The organism is Deltaproteobacteria bacterium (genome assembly GCA_016931625.1).
Classification (GTDB): Bacteria; Myxococcota; XYA12-FULL-58-9; order XYA12-FULL-58-9; family JAFGEK01; genus JAFGEK01.
The window spans coordinates 1-20,441 of record JAFGEK010000200.1; the positions used below are offsets into that span (position 1 = coordinate 1).

Genomic DNA, 20,441 nt, shown 5'->3' on the forward strand with positions numbered 1-20,441 from the left:
ATTCACGAAAGCCGCGTAAACGATGGCCGCGCGCGCAGCAAAATCATGCTGAGGCTTGCTTGTGGCAAGTCGCAAGCAGGATTTTTGCGAGCACGCGGTCGTAAGTAGCGGATTTCGCGAAGATCGACGGGAGACATTTAGGGACACCCCCTAATTTAAAGTTCATATTAACACGTATATCGTCAATATACATTTTTTTATTGCTAATAAAGACTACAAAAAATTCATAAAGGCCAAAATAAAACGTCATGCAACTTAATTATGACATCTCTATTGATCATAACTCATCGCAAATTCTGCTGTTTTTACATGGTTTTACTGGCAACCGTACTAGTTTTTCACATTTGCAAAAAACATCGCTTCAACAAAAACGTACATTTGTGAGTTTAGATTTACCTGGTCATAATAATGCACCACCGCCACCGTCAGCTATTAGCGGCTGGCAAGCAACTATTGAAGCCTTAGTTGTGGTTATCGATGAGATAATCAACAAATACAGTTTAAAACGCCGACAAGTAGATTTGCTTGGTTATTCTCAAGGCGGGCGATTGGCTTTGGGTTTAGCGCTTAAAAGACCAGAGTGCATTAATCATCTCATTTTAGAAAGCGCCTCTCCTGGTCTTAAAAGCGAAACAGAGCGTGCCAGACGCCGAGCTGAAGATGTAGAACTGGCGCAAATGCTCGAACGCGATGGCCTTGATAGCTTTATTACCTATTGGGAAAATTTACCCCTCTTTGGTGGACTTGCACAATTACCTGCAGAGCTAAAAAACACCCTCGCTTCTCGTCGGCGCTGCCATAGTGCTAAAGGCCTAGCTGCTGCATTGCGCGGATTAGGTCTAGGTATACAGCCAAGCTATTGGGGCGAATTAAAGAAAGTATCGATGCCGGTATTGTTAATCACTGGTGCCAGAGACCAAAAATTTACCAGCATTGCCAAAGCCATGGCGCATGAATTACCGCAAGCACGACATGAGATAATCGCTGGCTGTGGTCACACACCAAACCTAGAAAATACACAAAAGTACGTTGATTTGTTAACAAAGTTTCTCAGTTAATATACACTCAAGTTTTTATCGGTGACCAGCAAATTGCCGCTTAATACTGCGCTGCAGGTTGGCGTAGATCTTAAGTACACAGTTGTCATAAAGATAAAGCATTGTTAGGTTGCAGTAAAATCGCAACTTTGTACTTTTCTTTTATAAAACATATAGGTTTCAGTGGACTTTGCATCTTCTTTCACTTTGCCAGCAGATATGCCCTGCGAGGCTGAACTTTTACAATTGCTGACTAATGCTTTTAAACACCACTCTACCCTTCATCGTACTAAGCCTGCACAATGGCTGTGTTTTAGATTGCAAATTAAGCTCGATGACCCTTGGCTATTTTTACCATCAACTGCCATTACCAATGAATCTTTTGCCGCTATAAATGATGAACATGGTTGTTTACTTGCAATGGGCGAAACTACGAGCAAATCATTTAATGGTAAAAATTGCTGGGAATTAGCTGAAAAATATTATCAAACTATTTTGCAGAATATTGTCATAACCAAAACCAACAACCAAAATTCCATTAACTATAACGAAACACCTCTAATTTTAGCAGGTTTTGGGTATAATAATTATCACGATGCCCACGCGATTACTCATCTATGGCAACAATGGCCTGATGCCCGCATTGTTTTACCAAAAATATCCATCTGGCAGCCTATAGTTGATAAACAAGATATGCCAAATTGTTTTTGTGTCTTATCTATTTGTTTGTCGCTTGCGGATTTTATTGCACTACCAACACCGCCTACAGCAAAGCAACTTGCAAAGCTTGCAAATCAATTGCAGCACTTAATTAACTCTTTATTGCAACGATATGATCATCTGATTAACAAGCAACTAAAATATAAAAAAGACAAATTAGATAATAACCACTGCAATAGTGCTAAGCTAAAATTAGAACCGCTTGAAGATGAAAGAGACTTTCAAAAACGCGTTGCTAATGCACGTGCAGCATTGCAAAATAAAAATATTGACAAAATAGTATTAGCAAGAGCCGTCTCATTGCACACACCTTCAGAGGCTCGGTTTGATGTACCAGCAACTTTGCTTCGTTTACGTGCCGAATACTCCCATCTAACAACAATTTTTGCTTTTAGCTTAAATGGTGATGAAGTCTTTATTGGTGCCACCCCCGAACGACTATTTACATTGACAGGCAAACTTATTGAAACACATGCAATTGCTGGCACTATCAAGCGCGGTGAAGCAATCGATGAGGATAACAGTTTAGGAGAAAAACTGCTCACTAGTAATAAAAACCGCATAGAACATGAAACGGTAGTTACCCATTTACGCATGATACTGACGCCTTTATGCGAAACACTTTATATCGACAGTTCACCGCAACTATGTCTTCTTCCGCAAATGCAACACCTTGAAACAAAAGTTACTGGTAAATTACGTGACCTAATTAACCCAATAAAACTGGCGTCACAATTGCACCCCACACCTGCTGTATGTGGTTGGCCAATAGCTGAAGCAAATAGGTGGTTATGTGAAAATGAAACACTCGCTCGTGGTTGGTATGCGGGTTCTTTGGGCTACCTTTACCTCAATGGCAATGCTACCTTTACGGTAGCCATTCGTTCGGCGCTAGTAAAGAAAAACGTTGCATATATATTCGCCGGTGCTGGTATTGTTGCACAATCAGATGCTCAAGCAGAATGGCAAGAAACCGAACTAAAACTTGCTACTATGCGTGACTCTTTAATGATAGTTCATCAACAAAATGACAACCTCGCAACCAGCTAGAGCAAATCATGAATGATGTAATTATTGCTGCAAAAAATCGTGGCCATGCTCAGGCGCTCATCCAAAGTTTGGCTGCTTGCAAAGTCAATCAGGTAGTCATTTCTCCTGGCTCACGCAGTACACCTTTAGTATTAACGTGGGCTGATTGCCCTAGTGTTAATATTACTACAGTTCTTGATGAACGTACTGCGGGTTTTATGGCGTTAGGTATCGCTAAAGCTAGCGGTAACCCGGTGGCCTTGGTATGTACATCTGGCAGTGCCCCAGCTCATTATCTGCCAGCAATTATCGAAGCAAATTATTCTAATATCCCTCTGATTGTTCTCACGGCCGATCGACCAATTGAATTGCATCATTGTGGCACTCTACAAACCGTAGAACAATCATATAGTTACGGCCAACATGTAAGAGCATTTATAGATTTGGCTGCCCCAGCAGCAGAACAAAATCCACAGCTTTGGTTGCGCCAAGTTGCAGCACGTATGGTAGATACCGCTTGTAAAAATCCCAGAGGCCCGGTTCATATCAATATACCATTTCGCGAGCCATTGTGGTCAAACAAGCTGATAGACTCCAAGTTACCAGAATCAACACCAAAAACTCCTCCCCCTATAGAAAAACTATCAGTGCTTCGCTCTAAAAGCACTGTCGATGACAATATGGTAAAAACGCTGGTGCAACATTTTACCCATGCGCCAAGAGGGGTAATTGTTTGTGGGCCTATAGCTCCGGCTTATAAATTGGCAGATAGTATTTATTGCTTAGCTGCTAAATTGGGCTGGCCGATAATTGCAGAACCAACTTCGCAACTGCGTTTTAGCACAGCTAAAAACGGCCAAAATCTAGTCATTGCTGCAGCAGATCTGATTCTACGAGTACCCGAGTTTGTTGATAATGCCATTCCCGATTTAATTGTACGTTTTGGACAAACACCAACTAGCAAAGCTTTGCAAAATTGGTTGGCACAAGTTGGTTTAGACAAAATTATCCTAATTAACGAATCGGGTGTTTGGCACGACCCGAGTCATAATGCAGCTATGTTAGTTGTGGCAAACCCTAAAGAGTTATGCTCAGCAGTATTTAAATCTTTCGATTCCCCTTTGTGTGACCACGACGCAAAAAGCCTAAGCTGGTTGCAATATTGGCAACGCGCTGATGCTGCAGCACAACAAGAGTTAGAGGCCATATGTACTGCTGGCTTTTGGGAAGGTGGTGTTGCCCGCATTGTGGCAGCGAATCTACCCAACAACTCAGCTTTGCATATTGCCAGTAGCATGCCCATACGTGACCTTGATGACTTTGCTCCCTACGTGCAAAAAGATATTAAAGTTTATGCAAATCGTGGTACAAATGGCATAGATGGTTTAATTGCCACTGTTGCTGGCGAGGCTATAGCTGAACCTGAACGGTTACATTTTTTGCTACTCGGTGATCTGGCTTTCCTGCACGACCTTTCGTCTTTGCGCGTTACTACACAACTGCAAATTCCATTAGTAATAATTCTAATTAACAATAGTGGTGGTGGAATTTTTTCATTCTTGCCAATTGCTGAACATCCCTATTCTTTTGCAAAACATTTTCGTACCGACCAAAAAGCTAACCTTGAAGCACTGGTAAAAGCATCAGATGCTAACTGGCAGCATGCCACATCTTATGTTGAGCTAAACAATTATCTGCAACAGATAACAGAGCAAATCAAACAAAGACCGGGTGTATATGTAATTGGTCTTAACATTGATTTAGAACACAACGTTCAACAACATAAACAAGCTGCAGCAAATGTGCAGCGTGCTATTTTAGCTGTAATGACAACTGAAGGAGAGTAGCAAATAATGACTACAATAAATTGGATAGAGACTGGTAAATTTTCTGACATTGAATACCACAAAAGCACTGATGGTATTGCCAAAATAACCATAAATCGTCCCGAAGTGCGCAATGCTTTTCGACCTCAAACCATAAAGCAGCTTATCGAAGCTTTTAGTGACGCCAAAGAAGACGCCAATGTTGGCGTCATCATATTAACTGGCAAAGGTGACAAGGCATTTTGCTCAGGCGGTGACCAAAAAATTCGTGCCAAAGCTGGTTATGTTGGCGATGATGGCGTGCCCAGATTAAACGTTCTTGAACTACAGCGACTCATTCGCACCCTGCCTAAACCAGTTATTGCCATGGTGGCAGGTTTTGCTATTGGCGGCGGACACGTGCTTCATGTTGTCTGTGATTTAACTATAGCCGCAGAAAATGCCGTCTTTGGCCAAACTGGCCCTAAAGTTGGTAGTTTTGATGCAGGTTTTGGTGCATCATATTTAGCTCGTATTGTTGGCCAGAAAAAAGCACGAGAGATATGGTATTTATGTCAACAATATAATGCCCAAGAAGCTTTAGAAATGGGTTTAGTCAATAAAGTTGTGCCATTATCACAGCTTGAGGACGAAACGATAGCTTGGTGCAGAACCATTTTACAGCACTCCCCCATTGCTTTGCGTTTTCTTAAAGTTGGACTTAATGCTGATGTTGATGGTCAAACTGGTCTACAACAACTTGCAGGCGATGCCACTATGCTCTTTTACATGACTGATGAGGCTCAAGAAGGTAAACAAGCTTTTATTGAAAAGAGACCACCAAATTTTAAAAAATTTCCCCGCCTACCATGACCATAGTAAAACAAAAACCAATAGCCATAAAAGCTTTATGGTTGGCAGCTCGTCCTGCCACTTTACCGGCTGGATGCGTGCCAGTAATAGTTGGTTCGGGTGTAGCTTTGGGACAAGGGGGTTTTTCTCCGTTTATTGCGATAGCGACTTTATTTGGTGCCATATTTATTCAAATAGGTACCAATTATTTTAATGACTATGCTGATTTTAAAAAAGGTGCTGATACATCTGATCGCTTAGGGCCACTGCGCGCGACCCAACAAGGATGGCTTAGTGCAGCGACAGTACTAAAAGCTGCGTTGCTTAGTTTTGCCATCGCCGCATTATTTGGTATTTTCCTTATCTTAACTGGAGGTTGGCCAATCGCTATTGTAGGCATCGCTAGCATCATCGCTGGTATTGCCTATACTGGTGGGCCCTGGCCTTTAGCTTATGTGGGGCTTGGTGATGTATTCGTCTTTATTTTTTTTGGGCCAATAGCGGTGGTTACAACTTATTTTTTACAAGTTAACTCTATAAGTTTTCAGGCATGGCTTGCTGCAATTCCTGTTGGTTTATTAGCAACTGCCATTTTAGTGGTTAACAATTTACGCGATTGTAAAACTGATAAACAGGCAGGCAAAAAAACATTAGTCGTACGCTTCGGCTCTCGTGCTGCGCGGATTGAATATACGATTTTAATAGCTTTATCTTATTCGCTATTAATCATTGGCTGGTTTTATAGCTGGTTGCAAATTTGGTGTTTATTACCTTTATTTACTCTGCCTTTGGCATTAAAAAATATTAGAGCTATCTTTCGGTTAAACGGTCGTGCACTTAACCCTTATTTAGCACTCACCGCCAAATTAGAATTATTTTTTGGTATCACTTTGGCAATCGGAGCGCTTTTGTGAAATTAAAAGGCGCTTTTTTACATCGTTATTCATCACCATGTAGTAAACCTATTGTAACGTCATCAACTACTGTAAGAAAACGTGATGGGATTATATTAAAATTAATAGACAGTGATGGTCGTTGTGGTTTTGGTGAAGCTGCCCCTTGGCCTGGTTGGGGTTCGACGTTGTTGCAAGTTGAACAATGCTTAAATGAAACTATCGCCCCCAACTCATTTATCTGGGATGTACAATGGGACGCCTTATCAAAAAGCGCATTTATGCAATTGCTACAAAGTAAAATAAATTTTAGCGAAGCTGCTGCGGCACTTGAATTAGCTTTGCTTGATTTAATAGCTCAACACCGCTCAATTTCGCTTGCTAAATTGCTATCACCATTAGCGCGTCAAGAAGTTATCGTACATGCATTAATTAGTGATGTTAAAAGCGCCAAAGCTGCTGTAACATGCAAAGCCCAACATTTCAAAATTAAAATTGGTGCAGATCCATTTTTAAATGATGAGCAACGTTTATACCAAATACGCGAAGCAGTTGGCCCTAATGCTTTTATCAATATTGATGTAAATGGTGGCTGGGATTTAGCAACAGCTACAAAAGCGCTCACTCGATGGCAAAAACTCAATATCAATCTTATTGAACAACCATTAGCAGCTACTAGTGATAAAGATGAATTTTTAGAACTTCGTCGTCGCACTGGTGCCTGTATTGCTATTGATGAAGGACTACGTTGTAAAACTGACTTAGTTAACATAATCAAAAATCAAATAGCCGACGTTGTGGTAATTAAACCTATGATGGTTGGTGGACTGCTTGTGGCAAATCATATGGCCCGACAAGCAAATCAAGCTGGAATTAAAGTAATAATTACTTCAATGTTTGAAAGTGCAATTGGCCGCTCCGGTGCTTTGCATCTTGCTGCAGCATTAGCAAAAGAACCTTTAGCCTGCGGATTCACTGGATGCATCGCTAATGATGGCACTAAACCGGTAGCTAACAACCAACAAGTTTTACAACCACAATCTCATAGTCGTGGGTTAGCAATTGCCCTGCCATTAGCAAACGGACTTGGTATTACTGCCCACCAAAAAGATGAAATGCAATGATTACTATACCGCATCCAATTGCGAGCATGGCACGCTCACGGCCTCAACATACAGTAATTACTGCAAAAGATGGTTCACTATCAGCACAGCAGTTGCTTGATGCAGTTAATTCTTTTGCCTTTACGCTCGTAAATCATGATGTTCAAGTAGGTAGCGTTGTAGGACTAGTAGGGCCGGCAGATCTTAATTGGGTTGTAGCTTATCATGCTATTAGTTGGATAGGTGCTGTTGTCGCGCCACTACCCTATACAATACCCGCCACAACCAACGCTGAATTAGAACGAGCGTTAAATACGTTGCAGCCAGAATTTATAATAGCAACACAAAGTTGTGATTCGGTGCTATTAAAATCGCTTGCATCTCTTAATATCATTCCTACTCATGCACAAGGTAATAGCGACCGTATTGCTGAGCGTTTTTGGCCGCTGAATGAGCCACGACTATGCATTTTGACCTCAGGTACTACAACCGGTAAACCACAATCAATAACTCTATCAACCTCACAATTGCTATTTAGTGCTTTTGGCTCGGCAACCAGACTTGGCTTGCTACCAAATGATTCATGGCTTGCTTGTTTGCCACTCTGGCATGTTGGTGGCTCTGCGATTATCTGGCGAAGTGCTTTTTATGGCACCCATGTGCATCTACTGCCAAAATTTGATGCGACTACTATAAATAAACACATTGATTCAGGTAAAATAAATCTTATTTCTTTAGTGCCAATTATGCTCGAGCGTATCCTTGACGCTCGCAATGATACCGTCTTCCCATCGTCTTTACGTGCCATTTTAATTGGTGGCTCTGCAACTAATCAGTCCCTACGTTTACGTTGCCAAGCAATTAATGCTCCAATATCCATTAGCTGGGGGATGAGTGAAACAGCATCTCAGGTGGCAACCGCATTCCCTGGGGTTATTCCTGATACGGATAGTGTTGGACCTGTGCTGCCTTTTGCAAGCATACACCTCGATAAAGATGAAGTACTAACTGTTGCAGGGCCTTTAGCACCAAATGGTAATTTTATTACTCACGATATTGGAGCCATAGAATCAAATGGTAATATCCAAATAAAAGGTCGCATTGATGATGTTATTATTACTGGCGGAAAAAAAATAATTGCTAAAGAAGTAGAACAGGTTTTGTGTCAGCATGAAGCCGTTGCTAACGCCGCTGTCGTCGGTATTTATAATGCTAGCTGGGGCGAAACACCAGCGGCGTTTTTAGTTAGTAGCGACGATAAAAAGCGACCGAATGATAGTGAGTTAATGGAATTTTGTGCTAAAGCTTTGCCAAATTATGCTATACCGCGCCACTTTTTTTGGCGTCAAATAATAGAACAGACATCGCTTGGTAAAATAGCGCGTGGCGCCTTGCGCAGTGAAGCTGCTTTGTTAATAAAAGACGCCAATGATAGGAGTCAGTAAAAGTGAGTATTCAAAATAATGCGGCAAGTTCCGCAGGTGAAAATTCTATTTTTTCGCCGTTACAAACAGTAAATGAGCGCACGGGTAACTTAGACCTCGTTGAACGTTTAGTTCAAGTACAGCAATGGCTTGCAGATGATTTAAGTGAGCTTGAAAACTGCATTACGAATTTACAACAAAGCAATAAGAACGATAAGGATAAAAATAACATCGCTACTCAAGCAGCCCTGCATTTACTCGGTCGTCGTGGTAAGCGAATTCGACCAATATGCGTTTTGGTAAGTGCTCGCTTAGCAAATGATTACAACGAACAACATGCTCGTGATATTGCGGTGGCTAGTGAACTTGTTCATGCTGCAACTTTACTTCATGATGATGTTATTGATGAAGGTACCGAACGTCGTGGTGCCCTTACCGCTCGCATGGTTTATGGCAATTCTGTAAGTATTCTTGCTGGAGACCATTTATTGATTGAAGCGTTGCGTCTAGTTCGTCGTACAAATAAGCTATCTTTGCTTGATAATTTGTTTTCTACAATTAACGAAATGGTAGCTGCCGAAGCTATTCAACTTGAACGTCGTGGTCGCTTTGAGCCTAATCGAGACGCATATTTACAAGTGATTAATGGTAAAACCGCCGCCCTTTTTCGCTGGTCGCTTGCCGCTGGCGGTACTTTAGCTGCACTTGATGATCAAGCGGTCTATGCTTTAAGCCAAGCCGGCGTGGCTTTGGGTTTGGCTTTTCAACTAATTGACGATATCATTGATCTTGAAGGCAATCAGTCTAACACTGGCAAAACTGCATTAACTGATCTGCGCGAAGGTAAGCTTACCTGGCCCCTTATTTTGGCAGCCGAACGTGATAAAAATATTTTAAATGAATTACGAGAACTGATGAACTCTGATGAACTCAATGATGCAAGCAGGCTATTGCATATTGTTACACAAGCTCAGCAATTAGGTGCTTTAGAGGACACTCGTAATTTTGCTAAAGAACAAGCTTTAGCTGCGCGTCGTGCTCTTGAAAAAATACCAGCAAGTAAAGCACGTGATGCCATACAAGTTGTTATTGATGCTGCGGTTGAACGTGAACACTAACTAAGGGTGTTCCCTAATGACCAACGATAATAAATTAAATTCCCCGAGTGAACCGCTAGATGGCTCCGGGCAGATGTTTGATAAAATTGCAAAACGCTATGATTTACTCAATCGTATTTTAAGTATAGGTCAAGACCAGCATTGGCGTCGAGCGCAGATCGAAAAGCTGGCAATCTCAGGTGGCCCTGCCAATGTACTTGATTTAGCTACTGGTACAGCCGACGTCGCTCTGCAAATTGCTTATCGCTACCCTCAAGCAACAATCATCGGTGTTGATCCAAGTTTAGCTATGCTTGAGATTGGTCGCAAAAAAATTAAAAATGCCGGTCTTGAAAATCGTATTAACCTCATAGCTGGTGATGCCCAAGATTTACAATTTGCTGATGCTAGCTTTGATGCAGTATGTATGAGTTTCGGTATTCGTAATGTGCCTAATCGTCAAAAAGCTTTGGCTGAAATAGCTCGAGTTACTCGCAAAGATGGCAAAGTATTGATTCTTGAATTGGCAAAAACCCAACAAGGACGTCTTGCCAAACTCGCACAATTATATTTGCGCTATATAATTCCTGGCATTGGTGGTTTATTAGCTGGGGCACATGAGTATAAATATTTACGTGACTCAATTGCTACATTTCCAGGCGCAGATAAATTTGCCCAAATGATGCAAACCGCTGGTTTACATATTACAGCTATAGAGCATTTTTGTTTCGGAGTAGTACATCTGTTCATAGCAGAGAAATAAACTACTGCTTTTCATACTCATATATTTCTAAAATCTCTTTATCGGTTAACACATGATTATAAATGCGAGCTTCATCAAGTCCACCTTTAAAATCGGGATCATTTTGTAAAACAATTATTCAATCCAGGTGCCTAAACGCTCGGTATTTAATCCGTCTTTACTCCACGACCACCAAACAAATAATGAACGCCCGAGAATATTAGAAAGAGGTACTGACCCCCAAGAGCGACTATCATATGAACGATTACGATTATCACCCATCATAAACACATGACCCTCAGGTACTATTGCAGGGCCAAAATCTGCAGCAGTTATGGGCAAATTTACATCTTGTAATACAGTGTAGCTTTTACCACCTAAAATTTCGGTATAAGCATAAGCGGCAAATCTATGCCAAGGTCCATCAATACGTTCGCGGTCAAGCTCGTTTACTCTCCCTTTAAAAACGCGTGGAACTTCTTTGCCATTTATATATAAAATACTGTTACGAACCATTATCTCATCACCAGGCAGACCTACAACTCGCTTAATATAATCCTCATGAGGCTCGATTGGCACCATAAACACCACAACATCACCACGTTTTGGCATACCAAAATCAATAATTCGAATAGAGGTAAAAGGAATACGAATACCGTAAATGTATTTATTAACAAAAATTTGATCACCAATTGCCAATGTCGGAATCATTGAGCCACTTGGAATTTTGAATGCTTCAATAACAAATGCACGTAATAGTAATGCGGCAAGTACAGCGATAAAAATAGATTCAAAAGACTCTCGCCATGCTGGTTTTTTAAATGCGGATAAATGTTTTGTTAATAATCCCTCAAGTTTATCACCGGTTTTGCGCATTACTGCCATTTCACCGCGTTGTCTTGCATCGCCTAGCGCAGCAACCGCATCATCTATTTCTTTCCCTATATTTGCATTTAAATGTTTTCCCCCGCGGCGGATAAGTCGATTAGCCTCTTTTATTCGAGTTTTTGCTTCTTTACGCGCAGCACGGAGTTTAAAATCGAACCAACGAGACACTGAGTAATTCATAAGTACATACCTCTACTCCATTTTTAGAACAGCAAGAAAAGCTTCTTGCGGTATTTCTACTGATCCTATGGCTTTCATACGCTTTTTGCCTTCTTTTTGCTTCTCTAGCAACTTGCGCTTTCGGGTAATATCACCACCATAACACTTAGCCGTGACATTTTTTCGATAAGCTTTTACTGTTGTTCGAGCAATTACCCTGGTACCGATAGCCGCCTGTATTGCTACTTCATATTGTTGACGTGGTATCAGTTCTTTAAGCCTACTAGATAACTGTTGTCCACGCATAAATGCTCTATCGCGATGTGCAATGATTGAAAGCGCATCAACTATTTCGCCATTAACTAAAATATCTAATTTAATAAGATCTGCAGTTTGATAACCTGCTAATTCGTAATCCCATGAGGCATAACCCCGCGAAACACTTTTAAGTCGGTCGTAAAAATCGAAAACGACTTCAGATAATGGTAATTCATAGCGTAACATTACTCGGTCATGCCCAACGTAGTTTAAATCTTTTTGGCGACCACGACGCTCTTCACATAACTTCATAATTGCGCCAACGAATTCTTGCGGTATGTGAATTTGTGCAGAAATTAGTGGTTCTTCGATATGGTCAATAGATTGAACTGCCGGCAATTTCGCAGGATTATCTAAAGCCAACACTTCACCATCTTGCGTATAAACCTGATAAACTACGGTTGGGGCTGTGGTAATTAAATCAATATTATATTCACGCTCTAGCCGTTCTTGAACTATCTCCATATGCAAAAGCCCTAAGAATCCACAACGAAAACCAAATCCTAATGCTTGCGAAGTCTCGGGCTCAAAATGAAATGAAGCGTCATTTAGCTGCAATTTTTCTAAAGCTTCTTTAAGCTCACTGTAATCTTTTGGGTCTACTGGAAAAATACCAGAAAATACCATTGGCTTGGCTTCTTTAAATCCCGCTAATGGTTCACGGCATGGCTTATCTGGATCAGTAATAGTATCACCAATTTGGGTTTGGTGAATTTCTTTAATATTAGCAATTACAAAACCAACTTCACCAGGCCCCAATTCATCGAGTTTTTCAGCAAATGGCGTAAATGCACCGACCTCTTGTACTTCGAATATTCCCCCCATACGCATTAGTTTAATACGACCACCTTTTTTAATTACACCATCATGCACACGGCAAAGCATCACAATACCGCGATAAGAATCATACCAAGAATCAAACAATAAAGCCTTAAGTGGATTATCACGTTCACCTTGCGGTGGTGGAATATAACGCACTACCGCTTCAAGAGCTTCTGACACACCCTGACCAGTTTTACCTGATGTAGCTATAGCAATACTGCTATCAAGACCTAATATCTCTTCTATTTCTTCTTTGGCGCGCTGAACATCCGCGCTAGCTAAATCGATTTTATTAATTACTGGTATTATTTCAAGATTGCTATCAATAGCCAAATAGGCATTAGCAAGAGTCTGTGCTTCTACGCCTTGAGTTGCATCAACTATTAAAATAGCACCATCACAAGCCGACAATGAACGTGAAACTTCATAAGTGAAATCTACATGTCCGGGTGTATCAATAAGATTAAAAAGATATTCATTACCATCTTGTGATTTAAATTTTAAACGTACCGCTTGAGCTTTTATGGTGATACCGCGCTCGCGTTCGAGTTCCATTTTATCTAATAATTGGTCTTGGCGATTGCGGTCGTTTACTGCACCACACACGTCAAGGACACGGTCGGCAAAAGTACTTTTGCCATGGTCAATGTGCGCAATAATCGAGAAATTGCGAATTTTTGATAGAGTCATGAAGTGGCAAATTTTACACCGGTTATTACCGGTTTTAACGATCTACAAGTGTTAGTTGACCAGGAAGCTTTTCAGCGTTTGCTTTAAGAACCAAATCAATACCCTGGCGAATGTATTCTGCAACAGGCACACGTGTACGCTCGTGCAGCTGTTTAAGCTTTTCTGCTTGACCTCTAGTGATATACACCGTGGTTGATATTTTTTTCTCGTTTTCTGACAAAATTAGCACCTCGCCGACAAGCCTACCCTACATAGAATGCATGGTAAGGCATGTCAATGCTCACATACGTTCTTGACAATAACTACAAACTGCCTAGCATGAATGTAAGTATCAAATCACAATACGTTTTTAAATTGTAAGAGTCGTAAACGCAAAAAAAGTCTTTTGTTTTTAACTAATTAAACGAAGAAAGATTCAATGATTAGTGAGATAACTAAAAATATCACCAAAATACTTGATAGATTAGTTGCTCTGGGTGAGATCAAAGCAGCAATGCTTCATGATCGCAGTGGTATCTGTGTCGCCTCTTGTGGAGATATCGATAGTATTGCGGTCGTATCTGATACCCATTTTGGTAAAAAGCTTGATTTGGGCCACATTTGTCGTGACGAATGTGGTTCTACTGTACTATCTCAAAACGAAAACGATGCTGTACGTTTAGAAGCAATTGCCGCGCACTATATTTTAACATTAGTGTTAAGTAATCCATTGATTGACAAGGTCTTGCGGTTGCGAATTGATACCGCGAAGCGTGATTTGGGACGTGTGTTATTAAACCCTAAAAATTTATAGCTTTAATTGTAATCAGGGGGGTGTTCCTAATCTGCTTTAAGGATCCAAGCAGGTATATCCGCGCGAGCTAACAACGCTTTAGCATCTTTGGCTTTTTCAACGTCTTTAAACCTACCCATACGGACACGATACCAAGTGCCTTTACCATTGATCTTTGAAGAAATAACAAACGGACGATAGCCTTTACGCTCAAGTGAAGCAGCATAGGCCTTTGCCTCTTCAATGGTCTGAAAAGAACTTACTTGGACCGTAAATTCCCCTGGTTGTGCTGGACCGCGTCCAAGTGCCGCAATCAAATCAGTATCTTTTACTTTATGCGAAGAACTCATCGTAGGTGGTGAATTGACAATTTCTGTTGGCGCTGGTGTTGCTGCCTTTGGTTCAGTATTTGATAATTTTTTTCCTTTTTCAATTTGCTCAACTGCTGATGCAGTAGTCTCGTCAACATTTTGTGAGACTATAGGTGACGCCGTTTCAGTTTTTAACTTCGCTTGCATTTCTTTACGATTGCTGCGTGCTTCTTCTGAAGGTGCGGTTAACTTATTATAAAAAGTTAATTTTTGCAGCCGTTCACCATCAGCATCTATTTCAGCGATGCTATCACGTGTGGCATTACGCGCTTCAATATACGCAGCGCGTTTACCTACCATCATCCCCAACGCAAATACTGCGCCAAGCGCTATAACGGCTCCCAGCGTCAGCCAAATAAGCTGCATACGCTCAAGCCTTACTTCTACTCGTTCTCGAATACGTCTGCTATCACGCATGGCTGTTGCACTCCTTAAAAAAGTCAAATTACCAATTTTAAAACTCTTCAATAGCCATTTGCTCTGGCGCTTGTACCCCAAGAATATCTTCTAATAAGGCCTTAAGCGTTACTTGTAAGCCACGGCATAACAATAATCTTGCTTTAGTTTTATCCGGGTCATCAGAAATAACCCGCTCAGTATTTTTATATTTAGTATAATAACTATGAAACTGTGCTATCAGTTCTTGCACATAATGAACAATACGATGCGGCTCACGCAAAAGCGCCGCATCACGTATTACTTCTGGTGCCAAGGCCATCATTTTAATAAGATTTAATTCAGCCTGTAGAACTAATGCATCGAAGGTGCCCTCGCTGTATATTGGTTGCGCAATACCCATACTACTTGCACGACGAGCAATAGAGCACATCCGGGCATGCCCCATCTGCGCATAATATACTGGATTATCTAGAGATTTCTTAGCCGCCAGTTCAAGATCAAAATCTAATTGGGCATCAGAGCGGCGCATAATAAAGAAATAGCGAGTAGCGTCACAACCAGCCTCACTAATAACCTCACGCAACCATACTGCCGTACCTAAGCGTTTGCCCATACGCACAGCTTCACCACCACGAGATAGTGAAACCATTTGCACTAGCAATACATCTAAGGCGTTAGCGTCCCAGCCAGTAGCCACCATTGCTGCTTTAACTCGCGCAATATAGCCGCCATGATCAGCACCCCAGATATCAATAAGTTGTTTAAAACCACGTTGCATTTTATCGTCATGGTATAAGATATCAGAGGCAAAATAAGTTGGCCGACCATCTTCACGAACTACTACGCGGTCTTTGTCATCGCCAAGGTCAGTAGTACGAAACCATTTTTTGCCGTCTTCTTCATAAATATGACCCGATTTTTTCAGTCGTGAAACGATATCAGTTAAACCAAGGCGGTCAGTTAACTCGCGCTCAGAAACAAAACGGTCAAAACGTACCCCAAAGCTTTCAAGATCTGCTTTGATGCGAACGAGCATACTTTCAATACCCGCGTCGCGAAAAATCGGCAACCAATCATCTTCAATGACGTTAAGAAATTTATCGCCATGCTTTTCTTTTATCTCATTGGCGATATCACCAATATATTCACCTGGATAGAAATCTTCTGGTGCAACAAATTCTCGCCCAAATAGTTCGCCATATCGCAAATAGATTGAGCGCGCCATAATATCGCATTGATTACCGAGGTCATTAACATAATATTCTCGCTCAACTTTATATCCAGAAGCTGCAAGCATATTGCAAATTACATCACCGGTTACCGCGCCACGACCATGTGCAATATGTAATGGGCCAGTTGGATTAGCACTGACAAATTCAACCAGCACCCGCTCGCCTCTACCTGCATTGGTTTTAATAAAATCTGGGCCTGCCGCAAGAATACCTGCTAAAGACTCGCGCCATGCATCGTCAGAAACAAACAAATTTAAAAAACCAGCGTCCGCTACCTCTGTTTTAGTTAATAATCCGTTGGCATCACCAAGTTTTTCTTGCAATTTAGTCGCAATAACACGTGGCGGTTGTTTGAACTTTTTAGCAAGTGCAAGAGCGATATTAGCAGCATAATCACCGTGTTCTGCTTGTTTAGGAGGTTGTAGGGAAACCTCCGATGGCACATCTTCAAGCCCATGTTCACCATGCAATTGAGCAACAGCGACATGCAATTTTTCTTCTAGTTTTTGTTTTATCGTTGTAAAACTGGGCATTTTTTGGCCTTCTAATATGAGATCCTACAGATGTATCGGCTTACGTCAAATTACCGGCGTTAGCATCAATTGTATTTGAGGTACATTAAAATGGTGGGCGCAACTGGGTTCGAACCAGTGACTTCCACCGTGTGAAGATGGCACTCTGCCGCTGAGTTATGCGCCCTATTGTATTGACGCTTTCTACCGATTTCACCGTGATGGTCAAGCAAAAAAGTGCATTTTAACTATGTACAACTCGAAATAGCTTTGATTTGTCGATGTAATATAATACTCATATCATTTAGATTTTTTACTTTTAGGAGTCACCTGATTGCCTCGACAAACCTCAAAAGACCTGAGTTTCGTTAGCGCTGGTGATGCCCTACTAGCAGCACTTGGTAAAACTGGTTTATCTGACCAAGCACGGCGACTAATGATTAGCCAAATCTGGACTAAAGCTGTTGGCAAACAAACCGCTCGGCACACTGAACCAGACGGATTTTCGCGGGGTGTCTTGCGAGTTAAAGCTAGCTCAGCAGCGTGGCAAAATGAATTAACCTTTTTAAAAGCTGAAATAATAAATCGCCTAAATGATGTTTTAGGTAAAAAAATAGTTCGTGAAATTCGTGTGGTAGCAGGTTCAGTGCGACGCTTAAGTGAAGTTCGCAAACCACCTTGGCTAAATCAACTATCTACTGCAAAAGAACAAGAAATAGCCGACGCAAATAGTTTGCCTATAAAAGATGATGAAGTTCGAGCGAGTTTTGAACACTTGATGTGTCTACATTTAAAAGCGTCTCGTTATCTCAATACTTCAGAACACGGTAAAAAACGACACAGCAAGTTTTAAACACTTGATGTGTCTATATTTAAAAGAAAGTGGTTAAACATATAGGTTCTTCACCCTACCCGTTCTTTCTCTAGCTTGGCAGATTGCTCTTCATCAGCAAATTGCCCACTAACCGCTTCGTTAGATTGTGCCATTTCTGCAGTCTTGATTTTAATACGGTGGTCATGAAGCAGCTGCAAAACAGCGGCAAGTACGGTAAACGAAACTATAAGTGTCGTGGTAAGACCCAAACAGGCAACAAATCCCATTGAATTCAAGCCTTGATGACTCGCCAGAGCAAGTGAGCCAAAACCAGATATTGCTGCCAAAGTCGATGAAGCCACGGCGGCGCCCACGGAACGCAACGCTACAATTGGCGAAGTACCCTCGAGAAAACGATGTAGCAAGTAAAGACCATGACTGACGCCAAAACCCAATAAAATTGGTAAAATGATGATATTCATAAAGTTGAGGCGATGGTCACTAAGCGCCATAATTCCAAGAGTCATAATCAGACCTACCCCTAAAGGTATAACTGAAGCTAACGCCAACTTGATCGAGCGAAAGTCCAAAAAATGCATTCCTAAAATCCAGATGGTCGTCAGAATTAAAGCTAATTTCCCATCCCAAATAACCATACGAGCTAGTTTGGCATATAAAATCGATAACCCCGCTGAACGAAATTCACGACCACTATTGGTGCGAATCACCCCGGTTTGGTCAGCAAAGACTAAAAGTTGTTTACCATCCATTAAATCGACACGCGGATAAATATAAGTTAGATAACCTTTATTTTCAGGTTTGGCTGTTGGCTGCTCGCGAAAACGCCGTATAAAGTCATCAGGTAAACCATTAACATTAAAAGGTCGCGCCGCCATAATTTTATTAAATAACGGCAACTTAGATTGTAATTTCTCAGGTACTAAAGAGGTATCGATTTCTTTAAGTTCTTCTTGCCATTCTTCAAGTATCTTGGCGTTATTTTTAGCATTTATTGGATCAGGCACAAATGAGTACATTGAAACTATTTGGTCTATAGTTGAATATTTGTCAGGGTGACCTTTTATTTCATCCCAAACTTCTTTGGCTTCTTCTTTCGTGCGTGTGTAAATAGCGGTGGGATCTGATGATATTTGAAAGCGATCGTTGATTTCGTCTTGTAGTCTTACTGAAGGTTCATCTTCTGGAATAAGCGCACGGGTATTGTAATTAAACCGCACACCACTTGTTAACCGCTCACTTAAAGTAGCTTTTTTCCCCATAATGACTGGTACATCACGCCAAGGAATGGCGAAAACACACAAGATTAGCACAACTGCGGCTGCAATACTTAAAACCAATTTAGGATGAGGAATACGAATTTCACCACTCTGTTTTGCTGATAACGGCTCCATACGACCAACTAACTTTTCGGGTAACTTGGGCCAACTCCGTCCTAACAAAGCTAGCACTGCGGGGGTAAATGAAAATAAAGTCAGACCAATAATAATGGTGCCAAAACCAGCAAGAAACCCAAATTGTGAAAAGCCACGAAATTGCGACAAAATTAAAATGAAAAATGAACCACCAGTAACTACTGCTGCTACCGTGGCTGGGCGGCCTGCATAAAAAAGTGCATCACGTATAGCCTGATCATATGGCTTGTTTAACCCCAGTTCGATACGCGTACGGTAAGTAAAATGAATTCCAAAATCGACGCCAAAGCCCATAAGTATGCCGCCTAGCATACTAGTAACCATGTTTAACTGACCGATTGTTATATAGGTGAATCCCATAGTTAAAATGGTACCCAATGCTGTGCCAAAGATGACAATGATACTCGGTGCCAAACGCCTAAAGAAAAGCAAGGTTATTAGAATTATTCCCAAAAAGGCAAAACCGGTAACCGGCTCAAGCGAACGAGCAATGGCATACGAATCGTCAACATTGGTCTTATATTGGCCGGTGTAACCATAGGCAATGGTGCCGTTTGAACCAATTAATTTATAGTCTTCAACTAACTTGATGCCATGCGGATTAGTTTTTGAATAATCGATAAATAATTTATCGAGGCGTTCAACTAAGTCTTTGGTGCGGCCTAGGTCATTAGCATCCCACATTGGTTTGATTAGCAAGATAATCATCTTGCGATCACCAGATATATAATAATCGTCAACAATACTTTTTTTGCCGACGTGATTATATTTTTCGATAAGGTCTTTAAGGTCGAGTTTGACTGGTTCTTTTTTAACTAATTCAAAGAAAAACGGACTGGCGCGCCGAATTTGGTCACGCACAAAATTCATAATACGTTTTTTGGCCTCTAATAGGTCTGCGGTTTTTACAAATAACACCATGTTTTCTTGAAAGAAATCGACCGGCACTTTGTAAGTAAGCGAACGAACATGTTCGTGGTCAGTCTCAATAAGCGCAGCTAAATCATCGGCGGCGGTTTTTAGTTGTTTTTCGTTATCTGAACGTAAGGCTAAAATCAGGTGCCCAGTTCCCCCCACCATATCGATAATTCGCTTAACTGCTTTGACTTCAAGCATTTCTTGCGAAATTAAGTCGAGTTGATTGGTATTTAGAGTTAAACGCGTGGCACTATAAAAAGAAGCTGTTCCTAAAACTAACAGCAGTAATAATACCTTACCTGGGTGTGTTACAATTAATCGAGCATATGCTTTGGCAATAGCATCAAATATTCGGCGTCGTTTTGTAGTTTTCATCTAATTAATGCCACTAACGCATAAACGTAGGTAAAT

The 20,441-nt window shown here is 41.1% G+C and carries 17 protein-coding genes and 1 tRNA gene; 11 read left to right on the forward strand and 7 right to left on the reverse strand.

Going from position 1 to position 20,441, the window contains the following annotated elements:
- Window positions 1-248: 248 nt before the first annotated feature.
- From menH to ubiE, 9 genes are all read left to right on the forward strand, one after another.
- Window positions 249-1,058, forward strand: coding sequence for a 2-succinyl-6-hydroxy-2,4-cyclohexadiene-1-carboxylate synthase (gene menH, locus JW841_16550; protein ID MBN1962544.1), 810 nt, complete (start codon window positions 249-251; stop codon window positions 1,056-1,058).
- A gap of 162 nt (window positions 1,059-1,220) precedes the next feature.
- The gene (locus tag JW841_16555) at window positions 1,221-2,807 is read left to right on the forward strand and encodes an isochorismate synthase (protein ID MBN1962545.1); all 1,587 of its coding nucleotides are present in this window, start codon (window positions 1,221-1,223) and stop codon (window positions 2,805-2,807) included.
- Between the two features lie 8 nt (window positions 2,808-2,815).
- Window positions 2,816-4,633: a 2-succinyl-5-enolpyruvyl-6-hydroxy-3-cyclohexene-1-carboxylic-acid synthase gene (gene menD / locus JW841_16560; protein MBN1962546.1), complete on the forward strand. Its 1,818-nt coding sequence runs from the start codon at window positions 2,816-2,818 to the stop codon at window positions 4,631-4,633.
- Window positions 4,634-4,639: 6 nt separating this feature from the next.
- A complete protein-coding gene (menB, locus tag JW841_16565) occupies window positions 4,640-5,464 on the forward strand; it encodes a 1,4-dihydroxy-2-naphthoyl-CoA synthase (protein MBN1962547.1) in 825 nt (274 codons plus the stop codon).
- Window positions 5,461-6,357 carry a 1,4-dihydroxy-2-naphthoate polyprenyltransferase gene (locus JW841_16570; protein MBN1962548.1) on the forward strand — a complete coding sequence of 299 codons (897 nt, stop codon included), beginning with the start codon at window positions 5,461-5,463 and terminating at the stop codon, window positions 6,355-6,357. The genes menB and JW841_16570 overlap by 4 nt, the downstream gene beginning before the upstream one ends.
- Window positions 6,354-7,460, forward strand: coding sequence for an o-succinylbenzoate synthase (menC, locus tag JW841_16575; GenBank protein MBN1962549.1), 1,107 nt, complete (start codon window positions 6,354-6,356; stop codon window positions 7,458-7,460). The genes JW841_16570 and menC overlap by 4 nt, the downstream gene beginning before the upstream one ends.
- Before the next feature lie 26 nt (window positions 7,461-7,486).
- The gene (locus tag JW841_16580) at window positions 7,487-8,884 is read left to right on the forward strand and encodes an AMP-binding protein (GenBank protein MBN1962550.1); all 1,398 of its coding nucleotides are present in this window, start codon (window positions 7,487-7,489) and stop codon (window positions 8,882-8,884) included.
- A gap of 2 nt (window positions 8,885-8,886) precedes the next feature.
- A complete protein-coding gene (locus JW841_16585; protein MBN1962551.1) occupies window positions 8,887-9,981 on the forward strand; it encodes a polyprenyl synthetase family protein in 1,095 nt (364 codons plus the stop codon).
- Between the two features lie 16 nt (window positions 9,982-9,997).
- On the forward strand, window positions 9,998-10,723 hold the full coding sequence (gene ubiE / locus JW841_16590) for a bifunctional demethylmenaquinone methyltransferase/2-methoxy-6-polyprenyl-1,4-benzoquinol methylase UbiE (GenBank protein ID MBN1962552.1): 726 nt from the start codon (window positions 9,998-10,000) through the stop codon (window positions 10,721-10,723).
- 114 nt (window positions 10,724-10,837) lie between these two features.
- Here the strand turns inward: ubiE and lepB are convergent, their stop codons facing one another.
- From lepB to JW841_16605, 3 genes are read right to left on the reverse strand one after another with little or no spacing between them, the layout of a single operon-like run.
- A complete protein-coding gene (gene lepB, locus JW841_16595) occupies window positions 10,838-11,770 on the reverse strand; it encodes a signal peptidase I (GenBank protein MBN1962553.1) in 933 nt (310 codons plus the stop codon).
- 12 nt (window positions 11,771-11,782) lie between these two features.
- Window positions 11,783-13,579: an elongation factor 4 gene (lepA, locus tag JW841_16600; GenBank protein MBN1962554.1), complete on the reverse strand. Its 1,797-nt coding sequence runs from the start codon at window positions 13,577-13,579 to the stop codon at window positions 11,783-11,785.
- Window positions 13,580-13,613: 34 nt separating this feature from the next.
- A complete protein-coding gene (locus tag JW841_16605; GenBank protein ID MBN1962555.1) occupies window positions 13,614-13,799 on the reverse strand; it encodes a ribbon-helix-helix domain-containing protein in 186 nt (61 codons plus the stop codon).
- Between the two features lie 198 nt (window positions 13,800-13,997).
- Here JW841_16605 and JW841_16610 point away from each other — a divergent pair, with 198 nt between their 5' ends.
- Window positions 13,998-14,372 (forward strand): hypothetical protein, encoded by a 375-nt coding sequence (locus tag JW841_16610; protein MBN1962556.1) that lies wholly within the window; start codon window positions 13,998-14,000, stop codon window positions 14,370-14,372.
- Between the two features lie 26 nt (window positions 14,373-14,398).
- On the opposite strand, the gene JW841_16615 is transcribed toward JW841_16610, so the two are convergent.
- From JW841_16615 to JW841_16625, 3 genes are all read right to left on the reverse strand, one after another.
- The gene (locus JW841_16615; protein MBN1962557.1) at window positions 14,399-15,139 is read right to left on the reverse strand and encodes an SPOR domain-containing protein; all 741 of its coding nucleotides are present in this window, start codon (window positions 15,137-15,139) and stop codon (window positions 14,399-14,401) included.
- Between the two features lie 37 nt (window positions 15,140-15,176).
- Window positions 15,177-16,886 carry an arginine--tRNA ligase gene (locus JW841_16620; GenBank protein ID MBN1962558.1) on the reverse strand — a complete coding sequence of 570 codons (1,710 nt, stop codon included), beginning with the start codon at window positions 16,884-16,886 and terminating at the stop codon, window positions 15,177-15,179.
- Window positions 16,887-16,977: 91 nt separating this feature from the next.
- Window positions 16,978-17,052: transfer RNA gene (locus tag JW841_16625), tRNA-Val, on the reverse strand.
- Between the two features lie 147 nt (window positions 17,053-17,199).
- Between JW841_16625 and JW841_16630 the strand changes: the two genes are divergently transcribed.
- The gene (locus JW841_16630) at window positions 17,200-17,718 is read left to right on the forward strand and encodes a DUF721 domain-containing protein (GenBank protein ID MBN1962559.1); all 519 of its coding nucleotides are present in this window, start codon (window positions 17,200-17,202) and stop codon (window positions 17,716-17,718) included.
- 50 nt (window positions 17,719-17,768) lie between these two features.
- Here JW841_16630 and JW841_16635 read toward each other — a convergent pair whose 3' ends face one another.
- A complete protein-coding gene (locus JW841_16635) occupies window positions 17,769-20,405 on the reverse strand; it encodes an MMPL family transporter (GenBank protein ID MBN1962560.1) in 2,637 nt (878 codons plus the stop codon).
- Between the last annotated feature and the right edge of the window lie 36 nt (window positions 20,406-20,441).

Bases quoted from the DNA above. Each gene is read 5' to 3' on its own strand.
- menD (MBN1962546.1), top strand. From the start codon at position 2,816: ATGAATGATGTAATTATTGCTGCAAAAAATCGTGGCCATGCTCAGGCG.
- menB (MBN1962547.1), top strand. From the start codon at position 4,640: ATGACTACAATAAATTGGATAGAGACTGGTAAATTTTCTGACATTGAA.
- ubiE (MBN1962552.1), top strand. From the start codon at position 9,998: ATGACCAACGATAATAAATTAAATTCCCCGAGTGAACCGCTAGATGGC.
- JW841_16610 (MBN1962556.1), top strand. From the start codon at position 13,998: ATGATTAGTGAGATAACTAAAAATATCACCAAAATACTTGATAGATTA.
- JW841_16615 (MBN1962557.1), bottom strand. From the start codon at position 15,139: ATGCGTGATAGCAGACGTATTCGAGAACGAGTAGAAGTAAGGCTTGAG.
- lepA (MBN1962554.1), bottom strand. From the start codon at position 13,579: ATGACTCTATCAAAAATTCGCAATTTCTCGATTATTGCGCACATTGAC.
- JW841_16620 (MBN1962558.1), bottom strand. From the start codon at position 16,886: ATGCCCAGTTTTACAACGATAAAACAAAAACTAGAAGAAAAATTGCAT.
- menH (MBN1962544.1), top strand. From the start codon at position 249: ATGCAACTTAATTATGACATCTCTATTGATCATAACTCATCGCAAATT.
- JW841_16570 (MBN1962548.1), top strand. From the start codon at position 5,461: ATGACCATAGTAAAACAAAAACCAATAGCCATAAAAGCTTTATGGTTG.
- JW841_16635 (MBN1962560.1), bottom strand. From the start codon at position 20,405: ATGAAAACTACAAAACGACGCCGAATATTTGATGCTATTGCCAAAGCA.
- lepB (MBN1962553.1), bottom strand. From the start codon at position 11,770: ATGAATTACTCAGTGTCTCGTTGGTTCGATTTTAAACTCCGTGCTGCG.
- JW841_16580 (MBN1962550.1), top strand. From the start codon at position 7,487: ATGGCACGCTCACGGCCTCAACATACAGTAATTACTGCAAAAGATGGT.